This is a genomic window from Granulicella tundricola MP5ACTX9, assembly GCF_000178975.2.
GTDB classification, from domain to species: Bacteria; Acidobacteriota; Terriglobia; order Terriglobales; family Acidobacteriaceae; genus Edaphobacter; species Edaphobacter tundricola.
In genome coordinates, this window is the sequence record NC_015064.1 from 1,131,045 (window position 1) to 1,147,398 (window position 16,354).

The window sequence follows — 16,354 nt, forward strand, 5'->3', positions numbered from 1 at the left end:
GTTTCTTTTATTCTTCCTGCCAACATTCTTCCTACGAAGCCTCTATCGGCAACTTCGCAGTCACGTTACAGCCCCACCACGTCCAGGCCGGGTGACGAGGGATACAACTCCCTCGCCACGCCGCCCTGATTCGTTACTTCTTATCCACATCCACATACTCGGCATCGATCACACCCTCATCATGCTTGGGTGCCTCATCCGCCGTGCCCGTGCTCGCCGCCGCGCCATCCGTCGGAGCCTGGGCAGCCGCAGCCTTGTACATTGCCTCGGCGAGCTTATGGCTTGCAGCCGTCAGCTTCTCCTTGGACTCGTTCATCTGAGCCGCAGTCGGGCTGCCTTCCAGCACCGTCTTCGATTCAGCCAGCGCAGCCTCAACCTCAACCTTGTCCGAAGCCTCAACCTTATCGGCCGAATCCTTCAGCATCTTCTCGACGTTATAGACCAGGGAATCAAGCCCGTTCCGAGCCTCAACCGAATCCCGCTGCTCCTTGTCCTCAGCCGCGTGCGCCTCGGCATCCTTCGCCATACGCTCGACCTCTTCCTTGCTGAGGCCGCTCGAGCTGGTGATGGTGATCTTCTGATCCTTACCCGTCGCATTGTCCTTGGCTGTCACATTCAAGATACCGTTCGCATCGATGTCGAACGTCACCTCGATCTGCGGAACACCGCGCGGTGCCGTCGGAATCCCGCTCAGCTTGAACTTGCCCAGCGTACGATTCTGCGCAGCCATCGGACGCTCGCCCTGCAGCACATGCACCTCGACCTCGGTTTGATTATCCGCCGCCGTGGAGAACGTCTCCGTCTTCTTCGTCGGGATGGTCGTGTTGCGAGTGATCATGCCCGTCGCCACGCCGCCCATCGTCTCGATGGAGAGGGTGAGAGGAGTCACATCAAGGAGGAGAAGATCCTTCACTTCGCCAGCCAGAACGCCAGCCTGAACCGCAGCACCGATCGCCACAACCTCATCCGGGTTCACGCCCTTGTTGGGCTCCTTGCCGAACAGGTCCTTCACCAGCTTCTGGATCGCAGGCATACGAGTCTGACCGCCAACCAGCACAACCTCATTGATCTTGCTCGCGTCGATCCCGGCATCCTTCAGCGCCTGCTTGCAGGGGCCAACCGACTTCTGCAATAGATCATCCACCAGCGATTCCAGCTTCGCACGCGTCAGGTTCCGAACCAGGTGCTTCGGTCCAGAGGCATCGGCCGTAATAAACGGCAGGTTGATCTCAGACTCCTGCGCCGTTGAAAGCTCGATCTTCGCCTTCTCCGCCGCATCCTTCAGACGCTGCAGCGCCATCTCATTGCCCTTCGCCGTCAGGTCCAGACCGGTGTCGGACTTGAACTCGGTGATGAGCCAGTCCACAATGCGCTGGTCAAGATTGTCGCCGCCCAGGTGCGTATCGCCGTTGGTCGACTTCACCTCAATCACGCCTTCGCCAACCTCCAGCACCGACACGTCGAACGTACCGCCGCCGAAGTCATAGACGATGATCGTCTCGTCCTTCTTCTTGTCCAGCCCGTAAGCCAGCGCAGCCGCAGTCGGTTCGTTGACGATGCGCTTCACATCCAGACCGGCAATCTTGCCTGCATCCTTGGTCGCCTGGCGCTGTGCATCGTTGAAGTAAGCCGGAACCGTAATGACAGCCTCGGTCACCGTGGTGCCCAGGTAGTCTTCCGCAGCCTTCTTCAGCTTCTGCAGAATCATCGCCGAAACCTCGGGCGGGGTGTACTCCTTGCCCTGCGCCACGATGTTTACGCCGTCGCCCTTGGCCACAACCTTGTACGGCACCATCTTCATCTCTTCGTTGATCTCGTTCGACCGGCGGCCCATAAAGCGCTTCACGGAGAAGATCGTATTTTCGGGGTTCGTGATCGCCTGGCGCTTGGCCACGGTGCCCACAAGACGCTCGCCGGACTTCGTAAACGCCACGATCGACGGAGTCGTACGACCGCCCTCTTCGTTCGCAATCACCTTGGGCTCGCCGCCCTCCATGACTGCAACGCAGCTATTCGTGGTTCCTAGGTCGATTCCAATAATCTTTGCCATCTGGTATTGCTCCTGAGTATCGGGCGTTCGGCCCGGGATATTCTTACGACTTCTCTAGATTACGATGTGAGTGAGTTGTTGTCAACTTAGTTTAGCTAAAACTTAGCCTCTTCCTCGTGCCCCATTTTCTTGTCATTCCGCAGCGCAGCGGAGGAACCTGCATCTCCTCTCCCCGCCTCCACCGCAAATCTGCTGTATCCGTTGTTATCCGTACCTATCCGCCTTTTCCCCGTTACGCCTTTCGGCACACCGTTGCCCCAAAGGAGGGATGTAAACTCCCACCCCATCCAGCCGATACTTACTTCGATGGCAACAGTCGGGCCCCAGGGAGTATCGGAAATGCGCGTCAGGAATATTGTCGGTTTGTTCGGAATGGCGGTTCTCGCCGGTTTTCTCTCAGGCTGTAACGCCCTAACCGCCGTCACCGGCATCCCCACCTCGTTGAAAGCCGCCATCGCCGGTAACTGGGAGGTCAAAACCAACGCAACCCAGGCTGTCACTCTGCCGGAGATCGCCGGAGCATTCGCCACCACTAACGGTGCGGTCACCGCCACCTTCCACACCCTCGCCGCCAACGCCTGCATGGCCCCCAACACCTTCGTCTCCGCCACCGGCACCACGGACGCCAACGGCAATCTCAAGCTCACCAGCGCCGCCTTCAACGGCAGCACCCTCTCGCTCACGGGAACCCTCGCAGCTGACGGCAAGACCCTTACCAACGCCACCTACTCCGTCACTGGCGGAAGCTGCGGCTTCCCGGTCGTCGCCGGAACCGCCGCCGTGGCCGCCACCGCCACCCAGTACGCCGCCATCACCGGTGCCTACGCCGGAAACTTCACAGATTCGGACGGAGATGTCATTCCCGTCTCCGGCAACTTCACCCAGTCCACCGCACCGGACGCCAACGGCGTCTATCACCTCACCGGCAACGCCACCTTCCCCGGCAATCCCTGCCTGACGAGCCCCGCCATCGTCGACTCCACCGTCACCGGCAGCATGCTCTCCACCACCTACTCCCAGACCGCCAACGGCATGACCAACACGGTCGTCGCCAACGGCACCTTCAACGCCGACGCCTCCATCCTCACCGTAACCGACTGGACCATCTCCGGCGCCTGTGGTTCCGCCCACGGCACCGGCCTCTTCTCCAAGCAGTAGCATTTCAACAAAACCGGGTGCCCCACGTCTCGCTTCTGAGACGTGGGTTTCCACAGCCTTAGTCCCGCCACAACGGGTGCCCCATCCTCGGCCGACGGTCCCATCGTCGGACAGGGTGGCGTATCGTTTGCGGTAGCAAACGACCGCCTTTTCACTTCATTCAGCCCGCCCATCCCACCAAACGCACCTCCTCCCCAACCGTCATTCTGAGCGAAGCGAAGAACCTCCGTAGCTGCTGTTGTTGTTGTTTGTTCTTGCTGTTGCCTCCGCTCTTGCCGTTGCTGTCGCTCCTGCTTTTGCCGTTGTTGTTGCTCTTACTCTTGCCGTTGCAGTTGCAGTTGCAGTTGCAGTTGCAGTTGCAGTTGCCGTTGCTGTTGCTGTTGCTGTTGCCGTTGCCGCTGCCGTTGCCGTTGCCGTTCGGATTAGAGGTGGGCTTTAGCCCACCGTCAAAGGGCAACAAAACAACTGGGCTTTAGCCCCGGGCCCTCCGCCTCCATGCCCCGTAGTCTTCCCAAAAGAAAAATCGTCCAACCCTCCGTAAAGTAAAAGAAAACAGAGGGCCAAACCCAACATGCCGCTCCCAAATCTCTCCCGCCGCCGCTTCCTCTCCACCGCCGTAGCCGTGGCAGCCCTCCCACTCAAGTCCGTAGCAGAAACCACCTGCACCCTCATCCCCGAGCAGGAGCAAGGCCCCTTCTACCTCGCGGACGAGCTCATCCGCTCCCGCATCGCAGAGGACCGCACCGGCGTCCCCCTTCGCTTGAAGCTCATCCTCATGGACAGCCGCACCTGCACCCCGCTCCGCAACGCCGCCATCGATCTCTGGCACTGCGACGCCATGGGCCTCTACTCCGGCTTCACCAAAACCTCCCCTGGCCCACCCCCGGGCGGACCAGGTGGCCCCGGCGGTCCCGGAGGCCCGCCTCCCGGCTTCGGCGATCACCACGGCCCCCCACCAGACCGTGACGGAGCCGGCCCACCCCAAATGGAACCCTCCGACAAACTAACCTTCCTCCGCGGCATCCAGTTCACCGGAGACGACGGTGCCGTTTCCTTCGAGACCATCTTCCCCGGCTTCTACGACGGCCGCACCAACCACATCCACTTCAAGGTCCGTCTCGAAGGTCACCGCCAGGGCGACACCTATGCCGCCGGCCACACCGCCCACATCGGCCAGCTCTTCTTCCCCGAGTTCTGGAACCTCAAGCTCATGACCCGCGCCCCCTACGCCAACCACCACATCCACCGCACCACAGAAGGCGAGGACAACGTCTTCAACCAACAGCACGGCTCCGCAGCCATCGCCAACCTCATCCAAACCAACCCCCAGCACATCGAGCAAGGCCTCTACGCCCAACTCCGCATCTCGGTCGACCCCACCGCCACCCCCAAACCCATAGCCGGCGGCGGCCCCCGACCACCCAGAGACTAGAACACCCAGAGACTAGAAAGAGACAGTTCCATCCTGTCTCAAGCCCACCGTAGACCCCTGTCGCCCAACCAGCCACAGGGGCAATCAGCCTTGATCGCTTTTATCAATCTTGATCAACTCAGGCCGTTCGCCAGCACAGTCACGAATAAAAGAGGATCAGCACAGATTAGACTCTCCCCATGAGACTCATTGCAGCCCTCAGCCTCCTCCTGGCCGCCACCGCAGCCCATGCCCAGTTCGACCTTGAAGAGTCCCACACCACCGCCAGCCTCCGCGGCGTGGACGCCCTCGGCGACGGAGTAGCCTGGGCCAGCGGCACCAACGGCACCATCCTGCGCACCGAAGACGGTGGCTATCTCTGGCAGCCCTGCACCATCCCCACGGGCGCAGAGAAGCTCGACTTCCGTGGCATCCAGGGCTTCGACGCAAACACCGCCGTCGCCATGGCCAGCGGGCCCGGCACCGCCAGCGCCGTCTACAAGACCACCGACGGATGCCAGACCTGGAAGCGCGTCTTTACCAACCCTGACGCCAAGGGATTCTTCGACAACATCCACAAGGTCACCTCCAAGCAGATGTACATGATGGGCGACCAGGTCGACGGCCAGTTCACCGTCTTCTTCAGCCCTGACCGTGGCGACACCTGGAGCATCGCCGATGATCCAGGCCGCGAAGCCGACAAAGGCGACGGAGGCTTCGCCGCCAGCAACTCCGGCCTCACCGCAGTCGGCTCGACCATCTACTTTGTTACCGGCGGTTCAGCCGTCGCCCACGTCTACAACACCTACGGCAAGTGCGATCCAGGCGCGGCACAAGGAGCAAGCTGCCCTCTCGCCTGGCAGAAGACCGGCCTGCCCCTCGCCGCCGGTAACTCCGCCTCCGGTGCCTTCTCCATCGCGGGCAGAACGACAGCGGGCATGTCCGGTAAGCTCTCCGCCGTCCTCGTCGCCGTAGGCGGCGACTACCAGAAGCCCGACGCCACCGCAGGCACCGCAGCCTGGTCCAAAGACGGTGGCAAGACATGGACCGCCGCCACGACCATGCCCCACGGCTACCGCTCCGCCGTCGTCTTCGATAGCGCCACCCAGTCCTGGCTCACCGCAGGCCCCAACGGCACAGACATCTCCTTCGATGACGGCAAGACCTGGAAGCCCGTCGCCGGCCCCACCGCCGACTCCTGGAACGCCCTCTCGCTACCCTTCGCCGTAGGCCCCAAGGGTCGAATCGGGAAACTGCGCGCCGGCGTCCTCAAACCCTGATTTTTTTGTGGTCGATTTGTGGTCAATTTGTGGTGAGTGTGTGGTGATTTGTGGTGCATAAAATCATCAACTCGGGGAGGGATCTGCGGCGCTGATTTCGTCGTCAGATTCGTTGTGATGGACATGCAAAACAGCCGGTTCTGGAGCAGCCTTGACCGCTGCCGGCAGCACATATTCGTTCACTAGAGAGTTCACAAACTGCGTCGTCTCCGGCATCAATCCCGCCGTCCTAGCCATCAGCCAGGCCTGCGGGCTGATCGTGATCTCCGCCCGTCCAGCGTTCACCGCGCTGAAGATCCGGTTCGCCGCATACTCGGAAGTTACTGAAAGCAGGGGAGTTGTAGCCGCAGTCTGAAACCACTGCTTTTCCTTCTCCACGTCCCCGACGAACTGCGCATGCACCTCGCCCCCCGTCCGCATCAACCCCGGACACACCGTCGTCACCCGCACACCCTTGCTCCGAACCTCCGCATGAAGCCCTTGCGAGAAACCCGTCAAAGCAAACTTGGCAGCCGAATAAGGCAGCATATGCGGCACCGCCAGCTTGCCCCCAATCGAAGAAATGTTCACAATACTCCCCGACTTTCTTGCCAACATATGCGGCAACACAGCCTGGCATAAGTACAACGCAGCAAAGAAGTTAGTAGCCATAGCCCGCTCATAGGCCTCGATGGTCTGATCCTCCACCGCCCCCACCTCAATAATTCCAGCATTATTCACCAGCACATCCACCCGCCCAAACGTCCGGATTGCCGAGTCAATCAGCGCCCCACACTGATTAGAATCAGTAAGATCGCACGCAATCAGTAGAATATCGTCCTCATCCGTCACATCCCTGGAACGCAAAATCTGATCCCGAGCAAGCTCCAGATCATCCTCGGAACGAGCCGCCAAAACCAGCTTAAGTCCTGCCTTTCCAAGACGATGCGCGATCGCCAGCCCCAGACCCCGCGATCCACCAGTAATAATCGCCACCTGCCCCCAGCGCAAACGGTTTTCGGAAGGAATAAGCGCATAGGCCGCCGCAGCGGCGAGCGAGGTCGCGATGATCTGCGTAGCGTAAAAGGCAGTCGATTTCTTCATATTCAGTGAGATGCGCCCCACACCTTACCCGGTGACCGAATCCCGCGCGGTGAAGTAAGCTCTCTTCATACGGATATGGCGACCAAGCGTAAATCACGGGGCGGGTACATGATCTCGGTGGTGGCCGAGATGTATGAGATTCACCCGCAGACCCTGCGCATGTACGAGCGCGAAGGTCTCCTCAGGCCCAGCCGATCTGAAGGAAACACAAGGCTTTACACCGACGAAGACCTCGAACGCCTGGAGTTCATCCTCAATCTCGCCCGCGATTTAGGCGTGAATATCGCCGGAATCGCCATCGTCCTGCAGATGCGGGAGCGTATGGAAGAGATGAACCGGCAGATGCAGGGCTTCGTCGATTACGTGCGTGAAGAGATGCTGACCAGAATCAACCAGCAGCAGAATCCGGGAGCCGGCCTGGTTCCATTGCGACGGGCGGGGCTGGTCCCAATCAAGGGCACCGTCAAAGATGTTCTGAAGGCACCCAAAAAGAAGTAGGGCTGCGTTCGGTAGACTCATCTTGAGGGTTTGTCTGCGATGGGTTGGTTGTTGCGCGTGCTGTTCTATGTGGCGTTGGCTGGGTCAGTCACGTCTTCCATCTACTGTCTGATGGTCGTGGCTGCGGCCGTCCGTTTCGGTCTGCGTAAGCGGCGCGATGAGCGTGCGTCCGAGGACTTCCTGCCTCCGTTGAGTGTGTTGAAGCCGCTGCACGGAACTGAGCCGGGCATGGAACGCAACCTGGAAACGTTCTTCGAGCAGGACTACCCCAGCTTCGAGCTCCTATTCTGTGCTCGTCATGCGACAGATCAAGGATTGATACTCGCGGAGCGGGTGGGACAGCGCTATCCGCAGGTGAACGCGAAGTACGTGACCTGTGGTGAGCCCATGCCGAAGTTTCATAACGCCAAGGTCTTTTCATTGGAAAAGCTGGATTCGGTCGCAGCGCATGAGCTCTACATTACGAGCGATGCCGACGTTCGCGTTGCTCCGAACTACCTCCGGCGCATGGTGCAGAACCTCAAAGACCCCAAGCTTGGCATTGCCTCCTGCGTATACCTGGGGACAGCTTATGGCGGGGAGGGATCGAGCTTTGCGGCCAAGCTGGATGCTGTGGGCAAGAGCGTGGAGATGACCTCCGGCGTGCTGGTGGCGGACATGCTTGAAGGCACGAAGTTCGCTCTTGGGGCGACGATGGCTGTGCCGAAGAAGAGCTTTCAGGCGGTGGGCGGATTTGCAGAGTTAGGGCAGTTTTATGCGGATGACTTCGAGTTGGGGAACCGCCTGGCCAAGCAGGGGCAGGGCGTCAAGATGGCGACCCACATCATCAAGCTGATGGTGCAGGACACACCGTTCTGGCTTTCGTTTCGGAACCAACTGCGCTGGATGCAAAGCACGCGCCGCTCGCGGCCTTGGGGGCACCTGGGGAGCGGGCTGACTTTTGCGATGCCGTTTGGGCTGCTCGGACTGGTGTGGGGGCTGGCATCCGGGCATGCGTTGGCCGGCGTGCTTTGGCTGCTTGGCCTGGTGGTCAACCGCTGGCTGCAGGCCGGGACGATCCTTGGCGTGATGGGCGATCCGGACTGGCTGCGCAACGTGGCCATCTATCCGCTGCGAGATATGCTTGGCAGCATGCTTTGGCTCGGCAGCTATGGTGGCGAAAAGTTCTACTATCGCGGGAAGATCTATACGCTCAAGCCGGGTGGACGCGTTGAGGCGCCGGAGTAGCACTTCGTGCTGTCCTGGGCTTCGCACGGCGCTCCCGCTGGTCGCGAAATAGATCTAGTGATTGGTCAGAATGGTCTTGCCGCCTGCAGAGGCCAGGGTGTGAACCGGTCCGAAGGCTGATAGCTCCTGGGTGCGAGGCGCGGGGTTGTACGTCAGGATATAGAGGCGACGGGGGGTGCTCCAGAGGGTGTGGAGGGTCTGGTTGGTCTCGAAGATGGGTGGGGCATCCGGCCAGAAGCTGCCGAACCATGGACCGTTCACGCGGCCTTCGACCAGGTGGACCGGCTGTCGGGTGTAGAAGAGCAGGGTAGAGCCGGCGGTAAGTTCGCCATCGATCAGGATGAGGTCGTCTGGTCTGGGGGATTGCTGGGCGGTGAGGATTGCCTCAGAGAGGCCCTTGGAGCCAAGGATGGGGTTGAAGCGGACAAGGCCTTCGTGCGCGGCTAGCAGGACGACTGTCATTCCGGCTGCGAGTGTCAGGTTTGCGGCGTGGGAGTGGGACTTGCGGCGAAGGAGATAGCTCGCCGGACCGAGGATCAACATGCCGATCGCGGTGAGGGCGAGGGGCAGACGGAAGAAGCCCATCGCGGGGCCGGTCAGATCGAAGAGATGGCCGAGCGAAAGGTTGTAGTTGGCGACGTTCTGGGTGAGGACGGTGAAGAGGTCGGCCTGGGGGGCGGGGTGGGGGGCTGTGAGGGCGTAGAAGGCGCAGATGATGGCTACGAGGCTCGCCAGGGGCACGAGGAAGCGGGCGTGCCAGGTTAGGTTGCTGCGGGTGTTGCGGGCTAACTGGCCTCCGGCCATCAGGGCCAGGGCTGGGAGGGCGGGGAGTTGGTAGTACTCCTGGCGGCTCGATAGGGTGAAGAAGATCAGGACGATGAGAGCCCAGAGGGTGACGGTGAGGGCGGCCTCGCGCTGGCGGATGGTGACCTCGATGCGGTGGCCGAGTTGCTCGCGGATGGTTGCGATGGCCCCGGGGAGAAAGGTCGTCCAGGGCATGATCCAGATTGCGGCGTAGAGCCAGAAGAGCCAGACGGGCGTCTGGCCGTAGTCGTGCGGGATGCGCTTGCCGAGGAAGCGTGCGAAGTGTTCGTTGTAGAGGTAGAACCAGGCCCACCCCGCCTTCTGCGGGAGGCCCAGGCCGGAAGGCATGGGGATGGCGGGGTTGCGGAGGGCGGCCATTACGTGCCAGGGGAGGGCTATGGCGGCGAAGACGAGGGTGCTCGGGATGAGGTGGAGCTTGGGGAGGGCGCGGAACTGGCGGGTAAGGAAGAGGTAGAGCAGGACGAAGAGGATGGGGAAGACGATGCCGATGAGGCCCTTGGTGAGGAGATTGAGGGCGAGCGTGGCGGCGAAGAGGAGGCTCGGGATGAGGGCGGAGCTGGTCTTCACTCTATCCAGAGCGATGAGGAAGAGGTGGACGGAGAGGGTCATCCAGAGGGCGATGAGGATGTCCGGTATGTAGAAGCGGGTGTAGAGGTAGGGGCCTATGGCGGTTGCGAGGGCAAGGGAGCTATAGAAGGCACCTCGGTCGGATTCGGGGTAGAGGCGGCGGCCCAGGGCGTAGACGGCTAACAGGAGAGCGAGGACGGCTAAGGCGAGGGGGATTCTGCCGGCCCAATCTGTTTCTCCCAGGACCCGCATCGATAGCGCGGCCATCCAGTACATGAGGGGGGGCTTGTCGAAGAAGCGGATGCCGTCGATGTAAGGGGTGACGTAGTCGTGGCGGTGGAGCATCTCGCGTGCGATCTCGAGGTAGACGGAGTCTACGTCGTCGAGGAGCCCCGGCGTGAAGAGTCCTCCGACCTGGAGGATGAGCCAGAAGAGGACGATGGTGGCGATGGATCGGGTGCGAATCTTTAGTTCGTTCACGAGTGGTTTTGGTCTCTGGGTGATTGTATTCGTGGCCTTGACCCCTACCCGGGTAAAAGTACCCAAAGTCTTCAAAGGAGGTGACTTAGGTCTGGACTTCAGGCTCCGGGCCGATCATGAGCCACCGGACAAATCAGGGTGTAAGTGGGCGGTCGGTGAGGAGCTGTTTTCCGCTGGTTTGCTGGAGGAGGAAGGCACCTGAGAGGTGGGGGAGTTTGGACTGGAGTTCAGCGGGGACGAAGAGGATCTTGCGGGGGCCTTGGCCCCATTGGGCTGTTAGGTCGGCGTTGGAGAGGAAGAGATGCGGCGCGTCGGGGAAGGTGCTGCCGAAGAGCAGGGAGGTGGAACGGCCTTCGACAAGCTCAACCGGATGGCCCAGGTAGAAGGGGATGGAGGAGCCTAAGGCCTGGTCGCCGTAGAGGAAGATCTGGGTGTCTGGGGTGATCTTCCCGGTGTGTTCGAGGTGCTGGATGGTCTGGGCCATGTCGGCTGAAGAGAGGAGCGGGGCGAAGCGGGCGAGGGCGAGGTTGGCGCTGAAGAGGAAGGCGGCGGCGGTGAAGGAGATGGTGGTGGTCGCGGCGAGGTGGCGGCGCTGCATGCGGAGGTGCCAGGCGAGGAGTGGGCCGAGGAGGAGCGCCAGAGCGGCCAGGACGGCGGGCAGGCGGAGCGCGGCGAAGGCGGAGCCGGTGAGATCGTAGAGGTGAGAGGTGGCGAGGGTGTAGCCGCCGACGTTGCGGTGTGCCAGGAGTGTGCCGATGTCCGGGTTGTAGGGCAGGTGGCGCGAGGTCCAGAGGCCGAAGCAGAGGGCGAGGGCGGCGATTGTGCCGAGCGCGGTGAGGCTGGCGTGGGCGAAGGTGATCCAGCGCCGGGCCTCAGGGTTGGTGGAGTAAGTCTGCTCGGCGCGGGTGATGGTGGCGGCGATGAGGAGCAGGATCGGCAGGTAGGCCGGGAAGGTGTAGTACTCCTGGTTGGTGGAAAGAGAGAAGAAGAGGAGGACGATGGCGGCGAAGAGGCTGAGGAGCAGGATTGAACGCTGCTGCGGGTCGATGCGGTGGAACGGGGATTGAGGGAGATCGGCGCGTTGACGTCGAGTGACAATCCAAAAAATGCAAAAGATCAGGACGATCAACGCTCCAGCGGTGAAGGAATCAAGCCTGAATGCCCTGGCGACTTCCAAAATCGCGCCAACTCCGAGTGCGATGCAGACAATTAAAAAGGTCTTAGCCGTCGCGGAGACCTGTATGTATCCGGTCAGCGTTTCCACCTGATGCCTATATCGACGGTTGAGCGCAGTGATGCCAAGGGGCAGAAAGAGGCTCCAGGGAAAGAGCCAGACCAGGTGCTGGAGCCAGAAGGCGTAGCCGGGAAGCTTGTTGTAGTCGTGGGGGAAGCGGCGGCCGAGGAAGCGGAGAACGTGCTCGTTCCAGAAGTAAAACCAAAGAAAGCCTTGATGGTCGGCGGTGGCCGGGTTGCTCAAGGCTGCGAGGATGTGCCAGGGGGCGGCGATGGCGAAGAAGATCAACAAGCCGGTGAAGGGTTTGAGGCGGCACCAGTCGGACCACGTCGCCGTCAAGGTGAGGTAGGCGATGGTGGTGGCGAAGAAGAAGAGTAGGGCTACGAGGCCTTTAGTCAGGACCGCCAGAGCCAGGACGGACCACATGACGTAGGGATAGAAGTGTGGGCCGGCGTACCAGGCTATGGACGGGCGTTCGGTCTCCGGGGAGGTCTGTGCTGGTTCCAACCCACGTCCCAGAGTCGGGACATGGGGCACCCGGTTGTTCTCATTCAAGGGGCTTGGCTCAAGAGACTTCAGGAAGGCGAAGAGGGCTGTGCAGAGGAAGAGGGAGAGCAGGACTTCGGGGATCAGGATTCGGGTGAAGAGGAAGATGCCGAAGGACGTGAGGGTGGCAATGGAGGTGTAGAAGGCGGTTCGTGCGCCGAAGGCCTGGTTGGCCCAGCGATGGCCCAGCAGAACCAACAGCGCTACGGCGAGTGCCAGCGGGAGGTGCGCGGCGAAGGTGTTGAAGCCGAAGAGGCGGAGGCTGAGGGCGGTGATCCAGTAGGGAAGGGGCGCCTTTTCAAGGTAGCGGATGCCGTCTACGTGCAGGGTGACGTAGTCGCCGGTGGCGAGCATGGCGCGTGCGGCCTGGGCGTGGGTGGCGTCGGCGTCGTCCAGCAGCGGCGGGGTGAAGAGGCTGGTACAGAAGATGAGGAGCCAGAGGCCGGAGAGAATGAGGGCCGCGTTGCGGGGGCGAGGGCCGCCGGCAAAGGAGGTCGCAAGGATGGAGAAGTGAGGCTTTGAAGGGTCTGAGGTCATGGCCGCTGATGCTTAGACAGAATACCTTGGCGGCGGGGGCGTTGTAGAGAAGGCGTAACGCGGAATAAGAGGGATGGAACGGATTAAGACGGATTGATGCTGATTGGCTGGGGTGCGATTCCCTCACGAACGGATTGAGTTGATAAGGATTGATCAAGGCGATCAAGGCTGATTGATGCGGGTGCCGGTCTGGGCGCACGTATGCTGAATAGGTTGGGTTTGTGAGTTGCTTTCTTAGTCAGGAGCATCGGATACGTATGCCTACTTTTGCTGCAATTGATATCGGGTCAAACTCGTGCCGGCTGAAGATTGCGTCGGTGGTGCAGCACAAGCTGAAGACGCTGCATGAGGATCGTGAGGTAACGCGGCTGGGTGAGAGCGTGTTCCAGACGGGCGTCATCTCGCCTGAGGCGATGGCGGATACGGTGAAGGCGCTGAAGCGCTTTCGCAAGGCCTGCCAGACGCATGTGTGCGACAAGGTGCGCGTAGTGGCGACGAGCGCGATGCGCGATGCGCGAAACTCGCAGGCGTTCCGGGAGTGGGTGAAGTCTTCCACGGGCTGGGATGTGGAGATCATCTCCGGACTGGAAGAGGGTCGGCTGATCCACCTGGGGGTGGTGACGTACGAGCCGGGAGCCAAGGGGCGGGTGGTGCTGATCGACCTGGGCGGCGGAAGCTGCGAGGTGACGCTGTCCGATGGCGGCCGGGTGAAGGAGATGGTGAGCCTGCCGCTGGGTGCGGTGCGGTTGCAGCAGGAGTTTCTGCAGCAGGACCCTCCGGCGAAGGAGGATGTGGGGCGGCTGAAGCAGTTTATCGACCGTGAACTGAAGCGGGCGGAGAAGCGGCTGGGGCATCCGCAGGTGCAGCTTGTGGTGGCGACCTCCGGGACGGCGGCGGCGCTGGCAGAGGCCAGTGTGGCGATGGGGATCGGCAAGGTGCCGGTGAAGAAGACGGTGCCGAAGGGCTTTGAGAAGGTGAAGGTGATGGAGGCGGCGACCGAGGATGTTCGGCGGCTGGCGGATAAGCTGCTGAAGCTGAACAACACGCAGCGGGCTGCTGTTCCGGGGATCAATGCTCGACGCAGCGAGATCATTGTGGGCGGCGCGCAGGTCTATGCAACGCTGTTGGAGCGGTTTGGGTTCAAAGGCTTTCGCTACTCGCCGCTGGGGCTTCGGGACGGGATGCTGGCGCAGATGCTGGGTGAGGTGGACCTGCGTGCGGAGGTTCACGCCAAGATCGAAAGTGAGCGCTGGAGCGGGGTGCTGGAGGTCTGCAAGCGGTACGGGATCGACCAGAAGAAGGCGGAGCCGGTGCGGGCGCATGTGGTGCAGTTGTTTGACTCGCTGCAGCGGGTGCATGAGCTGCCGATGGAGTACAGGCTGTGGGTGCAGGCGGCGGCGATGATGCAGGAGGTGGGCAAGTTCATGAACCACCAGGGGCATCATCGGCATACGCAGTATATTGTGGCGAACTCTGAGATCTTTGGGTTTTCGCCGGAGCAGCGGCTGATTGTGAGCGCGATTACGCGATACCTGGGCAAGACGCGGCCGGATGCGATGGATCGCACCATGCGTCTGCTGCCGGTGGAGGAGCACCAGAACGTTCAGCGCGCGGTGGTTCTGCTGCGGCTGGCGGCTGCGCTGAATCAGGACAGGGCGAGCGCGGTAGTGGGGCTGAAGACGACCGTCTATCCGAAGCGGATTGTCATGGATATCCTGCCAGGCCGCGGCGGCGCGGCGCTGGAAGGATGGGCTCTGAAGAAGGAGGCGAACTACTTTCGCGAGGTCTTCCGGCGGGAGCTCTTCGTCGAAGTGGCGTAGAGGGCGCGGATGGTGCGGGGGTCCAGCAGCGACTGCAGGGTGGCGGGGCCGCGGGTGATGGAGAGGCGGGCCAGCGAACCTTTGCGCAGGCGGATCTTGGGTGCGGTCTCCTGACCGGGAGCCGGTTGTGCGGCTTGGCGGACGAGGAGCGAGCTTAAGAACTGCTGGAGGTTCGGATTGTGCCCGACGAGGAGTAGGTTTTCGCGGCCGCGGCACTCGGTGAGCAGGCGCTCGAAGTCAGCGACGGTGGCCTCTGGCGCGAGGCCATTCGAGAGCAGGATCTTGGCCTCGTAGCCGGTCTCCGTGGCGACGAGCTGCGCGGTCTGGAGGGCGCGCTTGAGCGGGCTCGAGACGACGAGATCGAAGTTGATCTTGAGTGCGTTGAGGGTGTGGGCCAACTGGAGACAGTGCTGCTTGCCTTCCTTGTCGAGCGGCCGCTTCAGATCGAGGAGAGGATTGACGCGCTTGGTGCCTGCGCTGGCATGCCGAAGGATAAACAAATTCATAATCTGTTAACAATTATAAATCGGACGTGAGGTCTTGCGAGCTACATGACCTAGGTGGTGGGCGGGTCGTGGTGGAAGACTCCGGGGTCGGGCTCGTCGAGCGAAGGCGTCGCTGGCTCGGGGTTGGGCTGGGCGTCCAGGTGCTGGGGCGCGGGGTAGGGGATGGGGTCGGGCTCATCGTCTACGGGGTCCGGGAAGAAGACGGGTGGGGGCAGCGGAGCGGCGATCTTGGGGATTGGCAGGGGATGGTCGAAGGCGAGGGTGGTCTCTGCGCCGCGCTGCCAGAAGCGCGTAAAGAGCATGATGAAGAGGCCGAGCTGGGCGACGAGGAACATGGGCCAGACACGGGGCTGCGCCAGCATGTGCATCGCGAGGCGGGCGGTGAGGAAGAGGGCGAGGAAGCCGACGACGGCTAGGCTGAGGAAGCTGCCGAGGGCTCGGAAGAAGTTGAGCCGGAGGGTGCGGAGGGCGGGGAGCAGGACGCGGTGGACGCGGCGGTCGGGACGGCCGGTGGGGCGGAGCTGATCGCCGAGGAAGAGAGTGTAGACCTCGACGAGGTCGAAGTAGAGCCGGATGATGGCGGCGACGATGGCGATGATGAGCCAGCCGGCAAGTTTTTCGTAGATAGCGGCGACGCCTACGGTGGTGTCGTCGACGTGGGTGGACCAGACGGTCTGGATGGCGAGCAGTGGGCCGAGGATGACGGCGGAGACGATGAGCGTGAAGACGGCGATGCGGACGAAGCGCCAGAAGCGCTGGAAGCCGATGCTGAGGAGGATGGAGAGGCGGGCGGGGGCCTCGGTCTGGTAGCAGAAGAGGGTGCCGGGGACCAGGAGGAAGTAGATGAGGACGTAGAAGGCGGGGCCGATCATGCCGGCGAGGCCGGTGGAGGGTGCGTCGCGGTTGACGCGCTCGATGGCGGCGGCGACGACGCCGAGGTCAAAGGCGGTGGTGAGGCGCTGGGCGCCGAGGGAGTGGCCGAGGATATCGTTGAGGCCGGCGTTGAAGCGGATGGAGAAGAGCAGTGCGAGGCCCAGGTTGAAGACGTAGGTCCAGACGACCGCGCGGGGCCGGCTGAGGGTGATACGGAGACCGTGGAGAAGCATGGAACGGCGTTGCGCCATAGGGGTTC

Annotated in this window: 13 protein-coding genes; 6 read left to right on the top strand and 7 right to left on the bottom strand. The window is 61.9% G+C overall.

Going from position 1 to position 16,354, the window contains the following annotated elements; genetic code table 11:
• Nucleotides 1-133: 133 nt before the first annotated feature.
• Complete coding sequence (dnaK, locus tag ACIX9_RS04800) at nucleotides 134-2,050, bottom strand: molecular chaperone DnaK (protein WP_013579348.1); 1,917 nt, start codon at nucleotides 2,048-2,050, stop codon at nucleotides 134-136.
• A 306-nt stretch (nucleotides 2,051-2,356) separates the two neighbouring features.
• Here dnaK and ACIX9_RS04805 point away from each other — a divergent pair, with 306 nt between their 5' ends.
• A complete protein-coding gene (locus ACIX9_RS04805; protein WP_198152158.1) occupies nucleotides 2,357-3,208 on the top strand; it encodes a hypothetical protein in 852 nt (283 codons plus the stop codon).
• Between the two features lie 160 nt (nucleotides 3,209-3,368).
• On the opposite strand, the gene ACIX9_RS25635 is transcribed toward ACIX9_RS04805, so the two are convergent.
• Entirely contained in the window at nucleotides 3,369-3,665 is a 297-nt protein-coding gene (locus ACIX9_RS25635) for a hypothetical protein (protein ID WP_013579350.1), read from the bottom strand.
• Between the two features lie 114 nt (nucleotides 3,666-3,779).
• On the opposite strand from ACIX9_RS25635, the gene ACIX9_RS04815 reads away from it, so the two are divergent.
• Nucleotides 3,780-4,640, top strand: coding sequence for an intradiol ring-cleavage dioxygenase (locus ACIX9_RS04815; RefSeq protein ID WP_013579351.1), 861 nt, complete (start codon nucleotides 3,780-3,782; stop codon nucleotides 4,638-4,640).
• A 179-nt stretch (nucleotides 4,641-4,819) separates the two neighbouring features.
• Nucleotides 4,820-5,899: a YCF48-related protein gene (locus tag ACIX9_RS04820; protein WP_013579352.1), complete on the top strand. Its 1,080-nt coding sequence runs from the start codon at nucleotides 4,820-4,822 to the stop codon at nucleotides 5,897-5,899.
• Between the two features lie 66 nt (nucleotides 5,900-5,965).
• Here ACIX9_RS04820 and ACIX9_RS04825 read toward each other — a convergent pair whose 3' ends face one another.
• Complete coding sequence (locus ACIX9_RS04825) at nucleotides 5,966-6,982, bottom strand: SDR family NAD(P)-dependent oxidoreductase (protein ID WP_013579353.1); 1,017 nt, start codon at nucleotides 6,980-6,982, stop codon at nucleotides 5,966-5,968.
• A gap of 75 nt (nucleotides 6,983-7,057) precedes the next feature.
• Here ACIX9_RS04825 and ACIX9_RS04830 point away from each other — a divergent pair, with 75 nt between their 5' ends.
• Both ACIX9_RS04830 and ACIX9_RS04835 read left to right on the top strand, forming a co-directional pair.
• Nucleotides 7,058-7,480, top strand: coding sequence for a MerR family transcriptional regulator (locus ACIX9_RS04830; RefSeq protein ID WP_013579354.1), 423 nt, complete (start codon nucleotides 7,058-7,060; stop codon nucleotides 7,478-7,480).
• A 39-nt stretch (nucleotides 7,481-7,519) separates the two neighbouring features.
• The gene (locus ACIX9_RS04835) at nucleotides 7,520-8,707 is read left to right on the top strand and encodes a glycosyltransferase (RefSeq protein WP_013579355.1); all 1,188 of its coding nucleotides are present in this window, start codon (nucleotides 7,520-7,522) and stop codon (nucleotides 8,705-8,707) included.
• 54 nt (nucleotides 8,708-8,761) lie between these two features.
• Here ACIX9_RS04835 and ACIX9_RS04840 read toward each other — a convergent pair whose 3' ends face one another.
• The gene (locus tag ACIX9_RS04840; RefSeq protein WP_013579356.1) at nucleotides 8,762-10,579 is read right to left on the bottom strand and encodes an ArnT family glycosyltransferase; all 1,818 of its coding nucleotides are present in this window, start codon (nucleotides 10,577-10,579) and stop codon (nucleotides 8,762-8,764) included.
• A 133-nt stretch (nucleotides 10,580-10,712) separates the two neighbouring features.
• Nucleotides 10,713-12,896 (bottom strand): glycosyltransferase family 39 protein, encoded by a 2,184-nt coding sequence (locus ACIX9_RS26310; protein ID WP_013579357.1) that lies wholly within the window; start codon nucleotides 12,894-12,896, stop codon nucleotides 10,713-10,715.
• Between the two features lie 257 nt (nucleotides 12,897-13,153).
• Between ACIX9_RS26310 and ppx the strand changes: the two genes are divergently transcribed.
• Nucleotides 13,154-14,716 carry an exopolyphosphatase gene (ppx, locus tag ACIX9_RS04850; RefSeq protein WP_013579358.1) on the top strand — a complete coding sequence of 521 codons (1,563 nt, stop codon included), beginning with the start codon at nucleotides 13,154-13,156 and terminating at the stop codon, nucleotides 14,714-14,716.
• On the opposite strand, the gene ACIX9_RS04855 is transcribed toward ppx, so the two are convergent.
• On the bottom strand, nucleotides 14,668-15,222 hold the full coding sequence (locus tag ACIX9_RS04855) for a SixA phosphatase family protein (RefSeq protein ID WP_013579359.1): 555 nt from the start codon (nucleotides 15,220-15,222) through the stop codon (nucleotides 14,668-14,670). The two genes, ppx and ACIX9_RS04855, sit on opposite strands and share 49 nt — an antisense overlap.
• Before the next feature lie 50 nt (nucleotides 15,223-15,272).
• Nucleotides 15,273-16,346: a hypothetical protein gene (locus ACIX9_RS04860; RefSeq protein ID WP_013579360.1), complete on the bottom strand. Its 1,074-nt coding sequence runs from the start codon at nucleotides 16,344-16,346 to the stop codon at nucleotides 15,273-15,275.
• Nucleotides 16,347-16,354: the final 8 nt, after the last annotated feature.

What these genes read in the sequence shown, in the direction of transcription:
- ppx (WP_013579358.1), top strand. Translation starts at nt 13,154, where the DNA reads ATGCCTACTTTTGCTGCAATTGATATCGGGTCAAACTCGTGCCGGCTG.
- ACIX9_RS04855 (WP_013579359.1), bottom strand. Translation starts at nt 15,222, where the DNA reads ATGAATTTGTTTATCCTTCGGCATGCCAGCGCAGGCACCAAGCGCGTC.
- ACIX9_RS04805 (WP_198152158.1), top strand. Translation starts at nt 2,357, where the DNA reads ATGGCAACAGTCGGGCCCCAGGGAGTATCGGAAATGCGCGTCAGGAAT.
- ACIX9_RS04820 (WP_013579352.1), top strand. Translation starts at nt 4,820, where the DNA reads ATGAGACTCATTGCAGCCCTCAGCCTCCTCCTGGCCGCCACCGCAGCC.
- ACIX9_RS04860 (WP_013579360.1), bottom strand. Translation starts at nt 16,346, where the DNA reads ATGGCGCAACGCCGTTCCATGCTTCTCCACGGTCTCCGTATCACCCTC.
- ACIX9_RS04815 (WP_013579351.1), top strand. Translation starts at nt 3,780, where the DNA reads ATGCCGCTCCCAAATCTCTCCCGCCGCCGCTTCCTCTCCACCGCCGTA.
- ACIX9_RS26310 (WP_013579357.1), bottom strand. Translation starts at nt 12,896, where the DNA reads ATGACCTCAGACCCTTCAAAGCCTCACTTCTCCATCCTTGCGACCTCC.
- ACIX9_RS04825 (WP_013579353.1), bottom strand. Translation starts at nt 6,982, where the DNA reads ATGAAGAAATCGACTGCCTTTTACGCTACGCAGATCATCGCGACCTCG.
- ACIX9_RS04830 (WP_013579354.1), top strand. Translation starts at nt 7,058, where the DNA reads ATGGCGACCAAGCGTAAATCACGGGGCGGGTACATGATCTCGGTGGTG.
- ACIX9_RS04835 (WP_013579355.1), top strand. Translation starts at nt 7,520, where the DNA reads ATGGGTTGGTTGTTGCGCGTGCTGTTCTATGTGGCGTTGGCTGGGTCA.
- dnaK (WP_013579348.1), bottom strand. Translation starts at nt 2,050, where the DNA reads ATGGCAAAGATTATTGGAATCGACCTAGGAACCACGAATAGCTGCGTT.